The organism is Solidesulfovibrio magneticus RS-1 (assembly GCF_000010665.1).
Lineage (GTDB): Bacteria > Desulfobacterota > Desulfovibrionia > Desulfovibrionales > Desulfovibrionaceae > Solidesulfovibrio > Solidesulfovibrio magneticus.
In genome coordinates this window covers 4,937,337-4,951,203 of the sequence record NC_012796.1, presented here as the reverse complement: position 1 = coordinate 4,951,203, position 13,867 = coordinate 4,937,337, and the positions used below count along the sequence as shown (strand labels likewise).

The 13,867-nt window shown below is 68.3% G+C and carries 10 protein-coding genes; 4 read left to right on the top strand and 6 right to left on the bottom strand.

Annotation, left to right across the window (positions count from 1 at the left end):
- Positions 1-34 precede the first annotated feature (34 nt).
- Complete coding sequence (locus DMR_RS20590; RefSeq protein ID WP_015862979.1) at positions 35-1,642, top strand: bifunctional metallophosphatase/5'-nucleotidase; 1,608 nt, start codon at positions 35-37, stop codon at positions 1,640-1,642.
- Positions 1,643-1,975: 333 nt separating this feature from the next.
- Here the strand turns inward: DMR_RS20590 and DMR_RS20585 are convergent, their stop codons facing one another.
- The gene (locus DMR_RS20585; RefSeq protein ID WP_015862978.1) at positions 1,976-3,835 is read right to left on the bottom strand and encodes a lysophospholipid acyltransferase family protein; all 1,860 of its coding nucleotides are present in this window, start codon (positions 3,833-3,835) and stop codon (positions 1,976-1,978) included.
- A gap of 211 nt (positions 3,836-4,046) precedes the next feature.
- On the opposite strand from DMR_RS20585, the gene DMR_RS20580 reads away from it, so the two are divergent.
- The 3 genes from DMR_RS20580 (at position 4,047) to DMR_RS20570 (ending at position 6,060) form a co-directional block, all read left to right on the top strand.
- Positions 4,047-4,652, top strand: coding sequence for a MerR family transcriptional regulator (locus tag DMR_RS20580; protein WP_043601282.1), 606 nt, complete (start codon positions 4,047-4,049; stop codon positions 4,650-4,652).
- 50 nt (positions 4,653-4,702) lie between these two features.
- Positions 4,703-5,311, top strand: coding sequence for a TetR/AcrR family transcriptional regulator (locus DMR_RS20575; protein WP_015862976.1), 609 nt, complete (start codon positions 4,703-4,705; stop codon positions 5,309-5,311).
- A gap of 311 nt (positions 5,312-5,622) precedes the next feature.
- Positions 5,623-6,060 (top strand): CGGC domain-containing protein, encoded by a 438-nt coding sequence (locus tag DMR_RS20570; RefSeq protein ID WP_015862975.1) that lies wholly within the window; start codon positions 5,623-5,625, stop codon positions 6,058-6,060.
- Positions 6,061-6,445: 385 nt separating this feature from the next.
- Here the strand turns inward: DMR_RS20570 and DMR_RS20565 are convergent, their stop codons facing one another.
- From DMR_RS20565 to DMR_RS20545, 5 genes are all read right to left on the bottom strand, one after another.
- Positions 6,446-7,447, bottom strand: coding sequence for a DUF6976 family protein (locus DMR_RS20565; protein ID WP_015862974.1), 1,002 nt, complete (start codon positions 7,445-7,447; stop codon positions 6,446-6,448).
- A gap of 9 nt (positions 7,448-7,456) precedes the next feature.
- The gene (locus tag DMR_RS20560; protein WP_043601279.1) at positions 7,457-7,690 is read right to left on the bottom strand and encodes a hypothetical protein; all 234 of its coding nucleotides are present in this window, start codon (positions 7,688-7,690) and stop codon (positions 7,457-7,459) included.
- A gap of 731 nt (positions 7,691-8,421) precedes the next feature.
- Positions 8,422-9,495, bottom strand: a complete 1,074-nt coding sequence (gene aroC / locus DMR_RS20555; RefSeq protein WP_015862973.1) for a chorismate synthase — start codon at positions 9,493-9,495, stop codon at positions 8,422-8,424.
- A 148-nt stretch (positions 9,496-9,643) separates the two neighbouring features.
- The gene (locus DMR_RS20550) at positions 9,644-10,897 is read right to left on the bottom strand and encodes an oligosaccharide flippase family protein (RefSeq protein ID WP_015862972.1); all 1,254 of its coding nucleotides are present in this window, start codon (positions 10,895-10,897) and stop codon (positions 9,644-9,646) included.
- On the bottom strand, positions 10,894-13,860 hold the full coding sequence (locus tag DMR_RS20545; RefSeq protein ID WP_015862971.1) for a hypothetical protein: 2,967 nt from the start codon (positions 13,858-13,860) through the stop codon (positions 10,894-10,896). Before DMR_RS20545 ends, DMR_RS20550 begins: the two co-directional genes overlap by 4 nt.
- Between the last annotated feature and the right edge of the window lie 7 nt (positions 13,861-13,867).

Below are 13,867 nucleotides of genomic sequence, written 5' to 3'. Positions count from 1 at the left end.
TACTCGTGCCGAACAACCTTCGGAGGTCCAAAAAATGCCGCGTTTTAAACAGGTTGTCTGTGCCTTTTGGCTGCTGCTCCTGTCCGCCCAGCCGGCCCTGGCCGGGGGCGATTTGCAGCTCACCATCCTCCACACCAACGACATCCACGCCCACCTGGCCGCCTTCGACGACTTCGGCGCGTTTTGCGACCAGGAAAAGGACACGGCCGGCAAATGCCAGGGCGGCGTGGCCCGGCTGGCCACGGCCATCGGCCGGGAGCGGGCCAAGGGCGGCAACCTGCTGCTCCTCGACGCCGGGGACCAGTTCCAGGGGACGCTTTATTTCACCAAATACAAGGGCGAGGCCCTGGCCTTTTTCATGAATCGCCTGGGCTACGACGCCACCACCCTGGGCAATCATGAATTCGACGATGAGCAAGCCACTTTGGCGAATTTTATTCGGGCGCTCAAGTTCCCGATGACAGCCGCGAATTTCGAGGCCGAAGCCTCCTCGGCGCTGCATGGCCTGGTTGTGCCGTACATCGTTCGGGAAATAGGCGGCAGAAAGGTGGGAATCATCGGCGTGGCCCAGGTCAAGACGCCGCAAATGTCCAGCCCCGGCCCGGGCGTCAGCTTTTCCGCGCCCGGGGAGGCCGTCAAAAAAGTCGCGGCTAAGCTGCGCGGCCAGGGCGTGGACATCCTCATTGCGCTCAGCCACGCGGGCTTAAGCGGCGACAAGAAGCTGGCCGAAAAAGTCCCGGACCTCGACGTCATCGTCGGCGGCCACAGCCACGTACTGCTGGCCAACGGCGTTTCCGAAGCTGTCGGCCCCAGCCCGTACGTGGTGGAACACCCCGGCGGCGGCAAAACCCTCATCGTCACCGCCGGCTACTGGGGCCGCTACCTGGGCGATCTGCGCGCCACCTTCGACGCCGCCGGCCACGTCGTGGCTTACGGCGGCAACCCCATTCGCCTCGACGGGGCCGTGCCCGAGGACCCGGCCATCCTGGCCGAGGTCCAACGCTTCGCCAAGCCCCTGGCCGCCTTCCGCGAAACCGTGGTCAGCCATACGGACAAGCCCCTTGGCGCGGCCATGTGCCGCCAGGAGGAATGCGCCGCCGGCGACCTCATGGCCGAAGCCCTCCTGGCCGCCGGCCGCCGCTACAACGCCACCCTGGCCGTCGCCAACGGCGGCGGCATCCGAGCCGGCCTCGCCCCGGGCAACATCACCCTGGGCGACGTGTTGACCGCCTTCCCCTTCCCCAACACCCTCACCGTCGTCACCCTGACCGGAGCCGACATCAAGGCCGCCCTGGAGCACGGCGTAGGCAACGTCGGGCTTACCGACGGCACCGGCCGGTTCCTGCAAGTCGCCGGGCTGCGCTACGCCTACGACCCGGCCAAACCGGCCGGCTCGCGCGTCACCCGCGTCGAAGCCGCCGATGCAACCGGCCGCTTCACGCCGCTTGCGCCCGAAGCCGACTACCGCGTCGCCATGGCCGATTTCCTCTACCGCGGCGGCGACGGCTACGCGCTTTTCGCCAAGGCCGGCCGCGACGTGGAACAAGACGGCACGCCCGTGGCCGACATCCTGGCCGACTGGCTGCGCCGCCATGACCCGGTGAAGCTGGAACTGGACGGACGCATCACGACGACGCCGTAGGGGCGGGGGGTGAAGGGAGGGGAAAGGTAGAGGGGGAGATAGAAGCGAAGAGAAAGACGAATCGGGCGCTGCCCGAACCCGCCGGGGGCCTTAGGCCCCCGGACCCCCGGTCTGGTTTTGGGTCGGGTGGGCGGGGCGGTGGACGGCGTATGGTTTACGGCCCGAGAGAAGACGGGAGCTGGAATTTCCGGGTTGCCGCCCAGGCGGAAGCCGCCCGGACGGCAACCCGGAAATTCCAGCTCCCACCTCGCCAGCGAAAGGGGCGGATTTTGGCGCGATCAAAGCCTCGCGCCAAAATCCGCCCCTTTCGCGTTGTTGGAGAGAGCGTGGGGGTTAGGCGCAGCGCTCCAGCGTGGCCGCTTCAGCCTGGGCGGCCTGTTCGTGGTGGGCCACGAAAGCGGCAAGCCCCTCCTTGCCCATGTAGCGTTCGAGCTGGCGGCGGTCGGCCTGGAGCAGATCCACCACGATAAGGCCGTCGAGGCAATCGCCGAAGGCCTTGTCCACGTTGAAGGCCAACAGCTTGCCGCCGAGTTTGAGGTATTGGCGCAGCAGCACCGGAATGCCCTTGCGGTCGGCCTCGATGTCGTCGATGAGCGTCAGCAGGTCGTCGAGGTCGGCCACCAGGGTCTTGGCCGCCCGGGCCAGCCAGGTCTGGCCGCGCAGGGGCGTCTTGGGCTTGACGTGGCGGGCCAGGACCGGGTGGGAGACGTGGCCTTCCAGATAACCGGCCATGAGCCGGCGCGAGGCGTGCTTGTATTCGCTGGTGATGCTGACCGGGCCGAAAAGGATGCGGTAGCGCGGCTCGCGCACGACCATCTGGGCCAGGCCTTTCCAGAGCAGCAACAGCGGGGCGTAGCTTTTCTGGTATTCCGGCCGCACGAACGACCGGCCCATCTCCAGGGCCGGGTCGATGTTGGCGAAGAACTTGGTTTTGAGCACGAACAGCGTGCTGGTGTACAGGCCGTGTTTGCCCTTGGCCGCCAGCAGCTCGTCGGTGCGGCCGATGCGGTAGGCTCCGGCGATTTCCTTTTTCTCGACGTTCCAGAGAAACAGATGCCGGTAGTGGGGATCGAACTCGTCCAGGTCGCAGGCCTTGCCCGTGCCCTCGCCCACCCGGCGGAAGGTGTATTCCCGCAGCCGCCCGATCTCTCGCAGGGCCAGGGGAATGGCCTCGGCCCTGGCTTCGATGACGGCGAATTCGCCGCTGCGGTGCAGGACGGCGCTCTCGGGCAGCCGGCCGATTTCGTCGGCCAAAAGTTCCGGGTTCACGGCCGGGATAAGGGCGTCCTGGCGGCCGCCGGTCCGGGGCGGAAACAGCGGCGGCAGCAGCCGGGGTTTGTGCGGCCGGTCGCGCAGCAAAGCCACGCGCAGGCGCAGGTGGCGGGTGATGCAGGCGTCGGGGTCGGCGTTGCGGCTGGCCAGACGCTCCAGGCGGTCGGCCGGCACGGGCGAACCGATGCGGGCTTCCACCGTCGCCCCTTGCTTGTTGGCCAGCTCGCGGGGGAGCATGAGCGTGCGAAGCATGGGGTGGACGAGGCCTAAGGTCTGGAACAGGAGGCTGTTTTTGCCGGAGAAGCGGATGGGCACCACCGTGGCCCCGGTCTTGCGCACCAGCCGCGCCACCGAGGGATTCCACTGCGGGTCGGCCACGTCCAGACGGCCGTTTATCAGGCGGGGATGGGCCACGGCCCCGGCCGGGAACATGCCGAGCAGGCCGCCGGCGCGCAGCACCGACAGGCATTCCTTGAGCGGCCGCACGTTGCGGGTGGTGGCGTCGGCCCCGCCGAAGGGATCGACGAACACGAACAGGTCGCGCACCTGGGGCAGCCGCGAGAGCAGGAAGTTGGCCATGATCTTGGCGTCGGGCCGCACGGCCAGGAGCATCTTGGCCAGCACCAGCCCTTCCAGGCAGCCGAAGGGATGGTTGGCGACCACCACCACCGGCCCGGTCTTGGGGATGCGCTCCAGTTCCTCGGGACTGACCCGGATGGAGACGTCGAGGTCGGCCAGCAAGGCGTCAATGTAGCCGGCGGCGTCGGCCTCGGCCGGCAGCCGGCCATGGATGGCTTCGAGCTTGTCCAGGCCAAGGAGCCTAAACAGCGCCGGCCGCAAGAAGTTGGCGGCCCGGCGGGCAAACGCGCCGCTGACATGGGGCGCGAGGTCGAAGATGTCGCGGTGGCTGGTGGTGGTCATGGCGTCACCTCTCCTGTCGGCCGTCTTTCGGCCCACGGTGCATGTTGGGGCATCCTGTCCGGCCGATGTGGCGGCGATGTGGCGTTTCCGGGCGCTTGCTTGACGATTGCGCGGCGCTTTGCGGCGGTTTTCCGACCGGGCGGGAAGCGGCTTGACAGGGCGGGGCGCGGCGGTTCAAGGCTTTTGGACGACGCTTTCCCGGGAGGCCGACGTGGCCGACAACCGCCTGTATTCCATCGCCGCCCTGGCCAAGATTCTGGATGTGCCGGAATCGACCCTGCACTATTGGAAAAACCGTTTCGACGACGTGCTGCCAAGCTTCGGGACCGGGCGCGGCAAGCGCTACCGGGCCGAGGCGGTGGCGATCTTTCGCGACATCGGGGCCATGCTGGCCCAGGGACTTTCGGCCGGCGACGTGCGGAGTGAACTTGCCCGGCGCTATCCGGTCAACGTAGGCAGCGGCGAGGCGAAAGGCCCGGCCGCGCCCCAGACGATGACGGCCGGCGGCGGGACGGGCGGGGGCGTGGACGCCCAGACCATGCTGGCCATGGCCTCGGCCATTGGCGCGGAGATCGCCCGGACCCTGGCCGAACAGCTCGGGCGGGGCCAGTCCGGCGGACCGGCCGCCTTGCCGGAGGCAACCATGACCGCCTTTACGAGCGAGCTGGCGCAGGCCCGGGCTGAAAACGCCGTCCTGGGCGACAAGGTGCGGGTGCTGGAAGCCGAGTTGGTGCGCCTGCGCAAGGACCGCCGCGAGCTGGAAAGCTTCCTGCTGGGCAAGATCAAGGGCCTGGGCGAAGGACGCGACAACGGCTGAGGCCGTTTTTTTGCTTGACCGACTAGACCGACCGGTCTAATCATCGCCTCATGAACGAGACCGCGCGGGAGCGCATCATCCGGGCCGGGGCGGCCATCATGCATGGCCAGGGGTATGCCGCGACGGGCCTCAAGGAGATCCTGGACGCGGCCGGCGCGCCCAAGGGGTCGTTCTACCATTATTTCCCGAGCAAGGAAGCCTTTGCCCTGGCGGTCATCGAACACTACGAGGCCATGGTCCGGGAAATCGGGCGGCCGGCCCTGGAAACCGAGGGTTTGACCTGCCGGGAGCGGCTGGCGCTGTTCGTGGCCCGCTACCGGGAGTCCCAGGCTGAAGGCGGATTTCGGCGCGGCTGCCCCATCGGCAATCTGGTGCTGGAGCTGGCCGGCCAGTCCGAGGTGTTGGGGAAGCGGCTGGCCGTGTCCCTCGCGGGGCTGACGCGGTTTTTTGAGCGCCTAGTCGCGGCCGGCCAGGCGAGCGGGGAGATCGAGGCGAGCCTCGACCCGGCCGAGGCGGCCGGCTTTCTGGCCGGGGCCTGGCAGGGGGCGCTTATGCGCATGAAGGCGGCCCGCGACGACGGCCCCCTGGCGACCTTCGAGAGGTTTGCCGCCCGCCTGCTTTTCGGGGCTTCGTCTGGCGTTGGGCAAACCGCCCCTTAAAGGGGAGAAGTCTGGCGGCGGTGCGTCGCTGGGACAGGGCCGCATGGTAAGGGGCCGCGCGGCGTCCTGCATGCTCAGGCCGCAAGCACCAGCCTTTGTTTCTCGGGGAGGGCATGAGACCCGTCGGCCGGGATGCGTCGACCTTGCCGCCAGTACGCCCCCCTGACCGTCCGCGCCGGGTTGCCGGCCGAAGTTCAGGCGGCCGGCCTGTGGGGAACAACATGGGGTGAAGCGAAAACGCGCGAGCGTTTTTTTTCGAATCCGCAACTAGACGACCGGTCTACTTTGGCCGGCAAACCCGGAGAAAAACCATGACCGACATTGGCATCTTGACCTGTTCCAACACCACCCAGGACGTGGGGTGCAGCGTGTTTGGCTGTTTGCGGGCGGTTAGCGAGGCTCAGGCCCCATTTTCGGCCGTCGAGTACCCGGACGGGGTCCGGGTGGTGGGGGTCATCAGCTGCGCCGGCTGCGCCGGCAAGCGGAGCCATGAAAAGATCCTGCGCCGGGTGGGCGCCTTGGCTGCTTCCGGGGCCAGGGCCATCCACTTCGCCACCTGCATGGTGGACGGCTGTCCGTTTCTGGCGCGCTATGAAAGCGTGATCCGGGAAGCCTATCCCGAGCTGGCGGTGGTGCGGGGCAGCCATGCCCGGCCGCCCGAGGCGTTCTTGGAGCGCTTGGACGCCGCCATGGCCGCGCCGCGCCAAAGCGTCCCGGAGATCGCGGCGGCCCTGCGGGCCGGGGCCTGAACCCGGACGCGTTGAGCCAAGCGGGGAAGGCCGCCTCCGGCCGTCAGACGGGGCTTCGGCCAAGCCTCGCATCCGGCAGGAACGGCGGCCTTACGCTGCGCGGAATGCGTCACACGGCGAGGCGTTGCTGCCAAAGGCCGCAGCGCCTTTTGAGGAAGCGACGCCGGCAAAGACGGGCACGAAGGTTCAGGAGCGCGAGGGGGCAAAAAACGGGGAGGCCGGCCTTCCGGTTGTCCAACCGGGAAACCGACCTCCCCTTCTTCGAGGACTGTCGCTGGGTCCAGGGCGCGGCCCCGGCGTCGCGGTTACGCCGGTCCGCCCTTCCGGCGGGCGGCCGGCCGGCCCTGGTGCAAGAAGCTTGCTGCGTCCCCTGCGCCTTCCCCCCCTAAACGTCCATGATTTCGAGATACACCAGGGTCTGGTTGAGCAGCTGGTAGGCGATTTCGCCAAAGGTGACCGGCCCGACGAAGGGGTCGGTCTTTTTGCCTTCGAGTTCGGAATAGAGGTAGTTGAGGATGCAGTTGCAGGAGAAGGCCACGCGGGAGGAGTCGATGGCCCCTTCCCGGCCCAGGCGGTCGTTGAAGACCTTGACGTAGTCCGCCACCGGCCGGGCGTGCTTGTAGCGGATGCCGGTAAACACCGGGGCGTAGAATTTGACCTGGCCTTCCACTTCGTCGACATCCTGGAAGCTGATGTTGACCATGGCCCCGTAGTAGTCGGCCACCAGCGGCAGCTTGGTGTCCAGCTTGTTCTTCATGATATAGGCGGCGAAATTCCGTTTCTCGCCGTTGACCAGGACGTCCTTGGCCGAAAAGCCGTCGGAGCCGAAGCTCAGGATGTCGCCGTCGCCCTGTTCGAACAGGTTGATGATGCCGATTTCCGCGACCTTGCCCGGGGGCAGCTGGGCCTGGAGCACCAGGGCGGCGTCTTCGAGGACTTCGCCGGTCTGGCCGTTGACCACCTTGGGGGTTTTCTTGCCGAGGTCGCTCAAATGGACGCCGGCCACCCAGCCGATCAGCGGACGGATGCCGAAGTCTTTGTAATTCGGGGCATTGAGCGCAAAAGACAGGTGCGTCTTGCTGGCCGCCGGCAGGATGATGAAGCTGAATCCGTGCTTGGGGCCTTCGGTATAGATGCGGGCCAGGCCGTTGGCGTCATACACGGCGATTTCGATGCCGGCGGTGTAGTCGGTGATGTCCGTGGCGCAGATCATCTCCCGGCTGACCATGCCGCCTTTGTCGGCGGCGATGAAGTAGGGGATGGTGCCGGCGATCCAGTCGCCCTTGGGCAGTTGGCGGAGGGCTTCCTCGTCGCCGGCGAGGAGGAGTTTGCGGCCGGCCTCGATTTTCTGCTTGATATCCGCGACGGTGGAAATGGTCTGTTGCATAACGCCCTCCTAGCCGAAGATGGTTTTCAGGTCGTCCTGAACGCTGGGCATATTCACGTTGTTAGCGAAAATGGCATAGATCTGATCAATGCTGGAGCTGACGTTCTCCGGCGAAGGATCTTCCTTGACGGACCGCGTCAATCGACCAAGCAGGATTTTGGCAGCCAGGAACTTCAGTTGAAAAGTCTTCTTCCCGGTCACAATGTCGACCCACGCTTTGTTGCTCTTGCTGGGTACATCCATATTCGCCTCCTTACGTTGTGCGGCAGCGCGATGTTGCATCTCCGGCGGCAAGCCCGGCTGTCCATGCCGTCTCCGGGTGCGCGTAGGATCGGAGACGGCCCAGGACCGGGCCGTTGGGGCATGGTACGTCCGAAACAGTGAGGCCAGGAAAGCAAGGATCGAACCACGCTGAAAAAATATGCAATGCCGTATGGTTAAAATCATAATACGAGAAAATGGAAGACGGTTCAAGACAAATTCCGCGCAACCGCGACTACTCGCAAGGGTTTGTGACGGGGGAAATGAGATGATTGTCGTTATATTTTGGGTAATTATCGCGAAAAGGTAAAATTGGGGCAAATAAAAGCGCGGTTGAGTCAAAAATAAACAGCGGCCGGTCAGCCGCTGGCGATTGTCGCTTCAGGGCGGCCCGAACCTCACGGGAAGACAACATGTTGCGTAGCCCGTTGGGGCGCTGACCGGCCGGTCGGCGACGGCCAGAAAAGGCGCAGCCGCGCAGCCTGCGTTAGAGACAGGCCGGTATTTGTTCAACAAAAAACACCGTGGGAAAATGGCGTCTGCCTGTTTGCAGCCCAATGTTCCAGCGCGTGACCCGCTTGCCGCGCCCGCAAAACAAATCCTGCCCGTTTCGGCATAAAACCGCCTGGTTCTGTACGCCGCCCCCTCGGCGAGACAAGGTTGCGCAACGACTTGCGGCAAGATGCCGGGCGCGGTTGCGGATGGACGCGGCCCTAGGTCCAGGGCGCGCCCACGGGCCGCACGGCCTGCTGGGCCAGCAGGAAATCGGCCACAACCAGCAGGACCATGGCCCGGATGACCGGGACCACGCGCGGGATGGCGCTGCGGTCGTGGCGGCCGCCCACCACGATCTCGGCCGGATTCCCGGCGATGTCCGTGGTGCGCTGGGGCACGGCGATGGACGGGATGGGCTTGATGGCCGCCCGGACCGTGACGGGCTGGCCGTTGGAGATGCCGCCCAGGATGCCGCCGGCGTTGTTGCTCTCGGGCGGGTTGACGATGGGATCGTTGTTGGTGGAGCCGGTCAGGCGTGCGGCGGCGAAGCCCGCCCCGATCTCCACGCCCTTGACCGCGCCGATGCCCATGAGGGCATACGCCAGCCTGGCGTCGAGCTTGTCGAAGACCGGCTCGCCCAGGCCGGCCGGCACGCCGGTGGCCGTCACCTCGACGATGCCGCCCAGGCTGTCGCCGCTGCCCATGGCCTGCCTGGCCCGGGCTTCCCAGGCCGGGATGACGGCCGGGTCCGGGGCGCAAAAAGGCCGGTCGGCCGCGCCGGCCGCATCGAGGACCGCAGCCGGCAGGCCGCCGAATTCCACGGTGTAGGCGCAAACGTCGATGCCGCGGCCGGCCAAAAGCGAGGCGGCCACAGCCCCGCCGGCCACCCGGGCGGCCGTCTCCCGGGCCGAGGCCCGGCCGCCGCCGCGATAGTCGCGCCGGCCGTATTTGGCGAGGTAGGTCCCGTCGGCGTGCCCCGGGCGCAAGAGGTTCTTGGCCGCTTCGTAATCCCGGGAGCGCTGGTCGGTGTTCTCGATGGCAAAGGCGATGGGCGTGCCCGTGGACTCGCCTTCGAAGACGCCGGAGAGCAGGCGCACGGCGTCGGGCTCCTTGCGGGCCGTGCCGGTCAGTCCCCCCGCGCCCGGGCGGCGGCGGTCCAGGTCACGCTGGATGAGCGCCTCCGTGACCGGCACGCCCGGCGGGCAGCCGTCGATGACGCCGCCCAGGGCCGGCCCGTGGGATTCGCCGAAGGTGGTCAGCCGAAAGATGGTGCCAAAGGTGTTGCCGGCCATGACGCCTCCCTGCTGCTCGTGTGCCGCGTCCACGAAAAGCGTTTGGAGCGTTTCGTTGTCAACGGCTAGAATGCACTGATTTTATTAAAAAACTATCGCATTGATTGATGGACGCGGCCGGGTTGCGCGGTCCTGCCGCAAAAAGCCGTCAGACTCCGGCCGCTTCGGCCCGTCGGGCCCGCACCCGGCCGAGCAGCCAGCAAAGCGAGCCGGCCAGCATGACCGCGATGCCGGCGAACAGCAGCCAGGCCACGGTCATGGGCGTGTCGTGGAAAAAGAGCGTGAGCCCCAGAAAAAGCCCGACCCCGGCGGCCTGGAACCAGACAAAGCCGAATTCCGAGCGGGCCTGGAAATAGACGAACAGGATGTTGGCCACGGCCAGAAGGGCCATGGCCCCGCTGATGACGGCCAGAAGCGGGCCGGCCGCCGCATACTGCGCGCCAAAGAGCAGCTTGACCACAAACGACGAGCCAATGAGGCAGCACAGGGCGAAGCCGCCGCCAAGGGCGGCGGTCAGGCCCATGGAAATCCACAGCGACGACAGGTCGTTGCGCCCGGATTCCTTGGCCGTGGCCGCCTCGGTGAAAAGCACGCTCATGAGCACCGAGGGCAGGTAAAAGGCGATGCGCCCGAGGATGGCCGCCGTGGCGTAAAGCCCGGCCCCTTCAGCGTCGCAGTAGTGGCGCACCAGCACCACGTCGAGGTTGCCCAGCACCATGACGATGATCGACGACAGGAGCATCCCCACCGAATAGGTGCCGACTTCCTTGAAAAGCCCCTCGGGCAGGCGCGAGGGCGTGACGGGGAACACGTCGCGAAGAAACAGGAAATTGACGCACAGCGCCGCGGCGATGCCGGTGAGGCTTGAAATCAGCGCGCCGTTGATGCCGTAGGACAGGCCCCAGACAAAGGCGATGGCTCCCAGGAACCGGAAACAGGCGTTGGAGGCTCCGGCGATGCCGTAGCCGGTGAAGCGCTGGAGTCCCTGGAGCATCCCCCAGGGCACGGGCAGGACGAAGGAGCCGGCCATGACCCCGAGCATGAGCAGGATGGGGGTGGGGGATTCGATGTGCAGGAAAGCCTGCAAGGCCGGCAGGGCCAGGGCGCCCAGGCCGTAGGCCACCACGGCCAGGCCGGCGGCCAGGCCCAGGGCGCGGGTGAGCAGGGCGCGCACCAGCCCCATGTCGGTAAGGACGAACCGGGCCGTGAACCGGGCCATGACCAGGGGCACGATGGCCAGGGGCGCGGAAAAAATCACCATGGTGGAATTGAGCGCGTTGAAGCCGCCGAAATCCGCCGGACTCATGCAGCGCCCGACCACCAATTGAAAGAGGTAGTTGAAGAGGTTGCCGGAGTTGAGCAGGACGAGGATGACGATGTTCTGCTTGAGGAAGCGTTTCACGAAGCGGCGTCCTGGGGCGTGTCAGCCCGGTTGGGAGCTTTGGTGGGCAGCAGCCGGCACAATCCGGCCAGAAAAGCGTAGAGCCCGGCCTGGGCGAAAAATTCCGCCACGGGCGGCAGGCCAAGGCCGCCGAAACAGGCGGCAATGGCCAGGGCCAGGGCGAAGCCGCAAAAATAGGTCCGCCCAGGGCCGGCGGCGATCCAGGCCCCGAGGCCCGGCCAGCGCCGTGACAAGGCGGCCGTGGTTCGGGGCGCGCCCGCCCGCCATACCGGAACCAGGGCCAGCCCGGCAAGGGCCAGGGCCAGCCGGCCGGGCGCGCCGCCCACGGTGAGGGCGACCAGCACCCCGGCCAGGGCCAGCCCGCCGAAGGTCCGCGTATCGCGCCGAACATCGGCCGGGGACGGGGTCGCCCCCAGCCAGGCCAGGGGGCGGTCCGTCAGCCGGGACAACACCGCGCCGGCGCGCTGCCGCCCGACCAGCCGCCAGGCGATAACGCCTCCGCCCACAAGGGCCAGGGCGGCGAGCAGCCGGCTCAGGGTCCCCAGGCCGCCGCCTGCGGCCTCGCGGGGAGGTTTTGCAAAGCGCGACAGATGCAGGGGCGCGTCGGTTTCAAAACACAACGCCGCGACGCCATACCAGGGATGGGCGAAAAACCGGGCCATGGCCGCCTTGGCCGGCAGTGCGGCCGGCCCCAGGGGCAGCCAGTCGTCGGCGCTGCCCAGGCGCGCCGCCGTGGCCTCGGATACCGGCCCCGGCGCGTGATCGGCTCCGCCCAGGGAGACCAGCGGGGCGGCGGCGAACACGTCGCGCCAGGACACGGCAGGGTCGCCGGAAAACACAGGCTTGACCAGTTCAAGCTGGCCGGCGGGCTGGCTGCCAAGGCCGGCCACGGCCAGTTCGACCGGGCCGGAGGTTTCTGGCAGCCGGGCCATGAGGCGTCCCGACCGGGCGTCGGGCACGGCCGGCGCGCCTCCGGCCACGGACACCGCCGCCGCATCGCCCACCAGCTCGAACCCGGCGGCCAGCCAGGCCATGGGGCCAAGGCTGCGGCCCGGGGCGTAACTGACGCGTCCGGCCTCGGCGCGGGTCACGGCCGTGGAGGTGACGGGCCAGGGCAGGGCGGCGTCGTAGAGGCCGGTGGCGGCCGGTCCGGCCGGCGCGGCGACCAGCATGGCCCGGGTCACGGGCAGGGCGAAATCCCGGCCGGTGAAGGTGAAGCGCGCCACCGCCCGGGCCACCCGGGCCGGCAGTCCGGGCAGGGGCGTGGGCTGGCCCGGCAGCAGAGGGTAGGTCCGGGCCGGCTCGGTCTGGCCCGGGGCGTAGACGAGCAGTTCCACGCCGGCAAGGCCCGGATCGCGGCCGATGTCCAGGCGGAAGAAATGGTTCAGGCCGGCGGCCGGGGCAAAGGCGGCCGCCACGGCCATGTCCAGGCGCGCTCCAGTCCCTTCCACCACCAGCCCCGAGGCGGCACGGAAATAGCGGATCTCACCGGTGCCGGTAAAAAGCCCGGGCGCGCCGGCCAGATAGACCGGCTCGTCGGTAAGCCCGCCAAAACCGTCGGCGGCCCGGCGCGGCGTCCGGTCAAAGGGCGGGGCCAGGCTCCACAGCGGGGTCACGGGCACGCCGCCGTCCGGGCGGTCGATGTCCGGGGCCGCGCCCAGGCTGGTGGCCAGCTCGTCGGCGGCGGCCAGGAAGGCCGGGGTTTCGCGCCGGGGCGAGGACAGGGCCAGATAGGCGCGCTCGGCCGCGCCGCCGCCAGGCTGGGAGGCGGTCATGGGGGACAGGCGCAGTTCGGCCCGGGCCGGGCCGCCCTGGCCCACGGCGCTGGCAGCGGCGGTCGTGTTGACGAAAACCCGGCGCGCGCCGGCAAAGGGTTCGCGCACCCGGGTGGGCAGGGGGCCGGGCAGGCCGTCCCGGGCCAGGGCGGCCGGATCGAAGCCCGAGGGGATAAAGGCCAGGCGCTGGGCCAGCCGGTCCCGAGCCACCTCGGGCAGGCCCTGGCGGAAGAACATGAGGCTTATTTCCTTAAGCCGCGCCCACTTGAGTCCGGGATGGCGCTCGCGCAAATAGCGGCCCACGTAGACCCGCAGCACGGTGCGGCCGTCGGGCAGCGCGAAGGTGCGTTTGGCCAGGGCGTACCAGTCCAGAACGGTGCGCGCCTTGGGATCGGCCGGGTCCAGGGCCACAACGAGGTTGACCTGGACCGGGGCCGGCCGGCGCAGGATGACGTCCACGGCCCCGAGGTCCAGGGCGTCGCGGTCGAAGCGGCGCTGGAGAAACGTCGAGGGGCCGTCCTGGGTGGTGCGCCAGAGGTCGTCAAAGGGGAGATCGAGAACGCGCCGGGCCAGATACAGGGCGTTCTTGTCGGCCCAGGTGGCCGTGGCGATCTCGGCCGTGTTGTCCGGGGTCAGGCCGTCGAGATAGGTCTGGCCGAGGTGTTCCACGCATTCCAGGGGATCGCTGCCAAAGGTGCGGCCGTCCGGGGCGCGCAGGGTCAGGGCGGCCAGGGTGGGGTTGGCCGGATCGGCGTCGCGCAGGTCCAGGCCGATTTCGTTGAAGCGGCCCAGGGGAATGTCGTTACCCCCGCCCGGCTCGGCCAGGGCCTGGACCGTGGCCGGACCGTTGGGGCTGGGCGCGGCAAGCGAAAGCGGCGCGGTTTCGACCACGCGGGAGTATTTGACTTTCTTGGGGCCGATTTTGACGAAAAGCCGGCCTTCCACGGCCTGGTCCCGGCCGAAAAGCTCGCCCGGCAGCCGAAGCGGCGCGCCTTCGGGCCTGGGGTCGAGGTCCAGGGCCGTGGCCGGCCCGGGCCAGGCCAGGCCAAGGGCGAGACACAAGGCGGCCAAGGGAAGCAGCCAAGGCCGGGAGAGCGCCCGCGGCAGCGGCGCGGGCCTGGTCGTTGGCCCGGCAACCCGGCCGCGCCGGGCGACCGGGGCTTGGGAGCAGCAAAAACAGCGTGTCATGGCAGGA

What these genes read in the sequence shown, in the direction of transcription:
- DMR_RS20590 (WP_015862979.1), top strand. Translation starts at nt 35, where the DNA reads ATGCCGCGTTTTAAACAGGTTGTCTGTGCCTTTTGGCTGCTGCTCCTG.
- DMR_RS20585 (WP_015862978.1), bottom strand. Translation starts at nt 3,835, where the DNA reads ATGACCACCACCAGCCACCGCGACATCTTCGACCTCGCGCCCCATGTC.
- DMR_RS20575 (WP_015862976.1), top strand. Translation starts at nt 4,703, where the DNA reads ATGAACGAGACCGCGCGGGAGCGCATCATCCGGGCCGGGGCGGCCATC.
- DMR_RS20570 (WP_015862975.1), top strand. Translation starts at nt 5,623, where the DNA reads ATGACCGACATTGGCATCTTGACCTGTTCCAACACCACCCAGGACGTG.
- DMR_RS20565 (WP_015862974.1), bottom strand. Translation starts at nt 7,447, where the DNA reads ATGCAACAGACCATTTCCACCGTCGCGGATATCAAGCAGAAAATCGAG.
- DMR_RS20560 (WP_043601279.1), bottom strand. Translation starts at nt 7,690, where the DNA reads ATGGATGTACCCAGCAAGAGCAACAAAGCGTGGGTCGACATTGTGACC.
- aroC (WP_015862973.1), bottom strand. Translation starts at nt 9,495, where the DNA reads ATGGCCGGCAACACCTTTGGCACCATCTTTCGGCTGACCACCTTCGGC.
- DMR_RS20545 (WP_015862971.1), bottom strand. Translation starts at nt 13,860, where the DNA reads ATGACACGCTGTTTTTGCTGCTCCCAAGCCCCGGTCGCCCGGCGCGGC.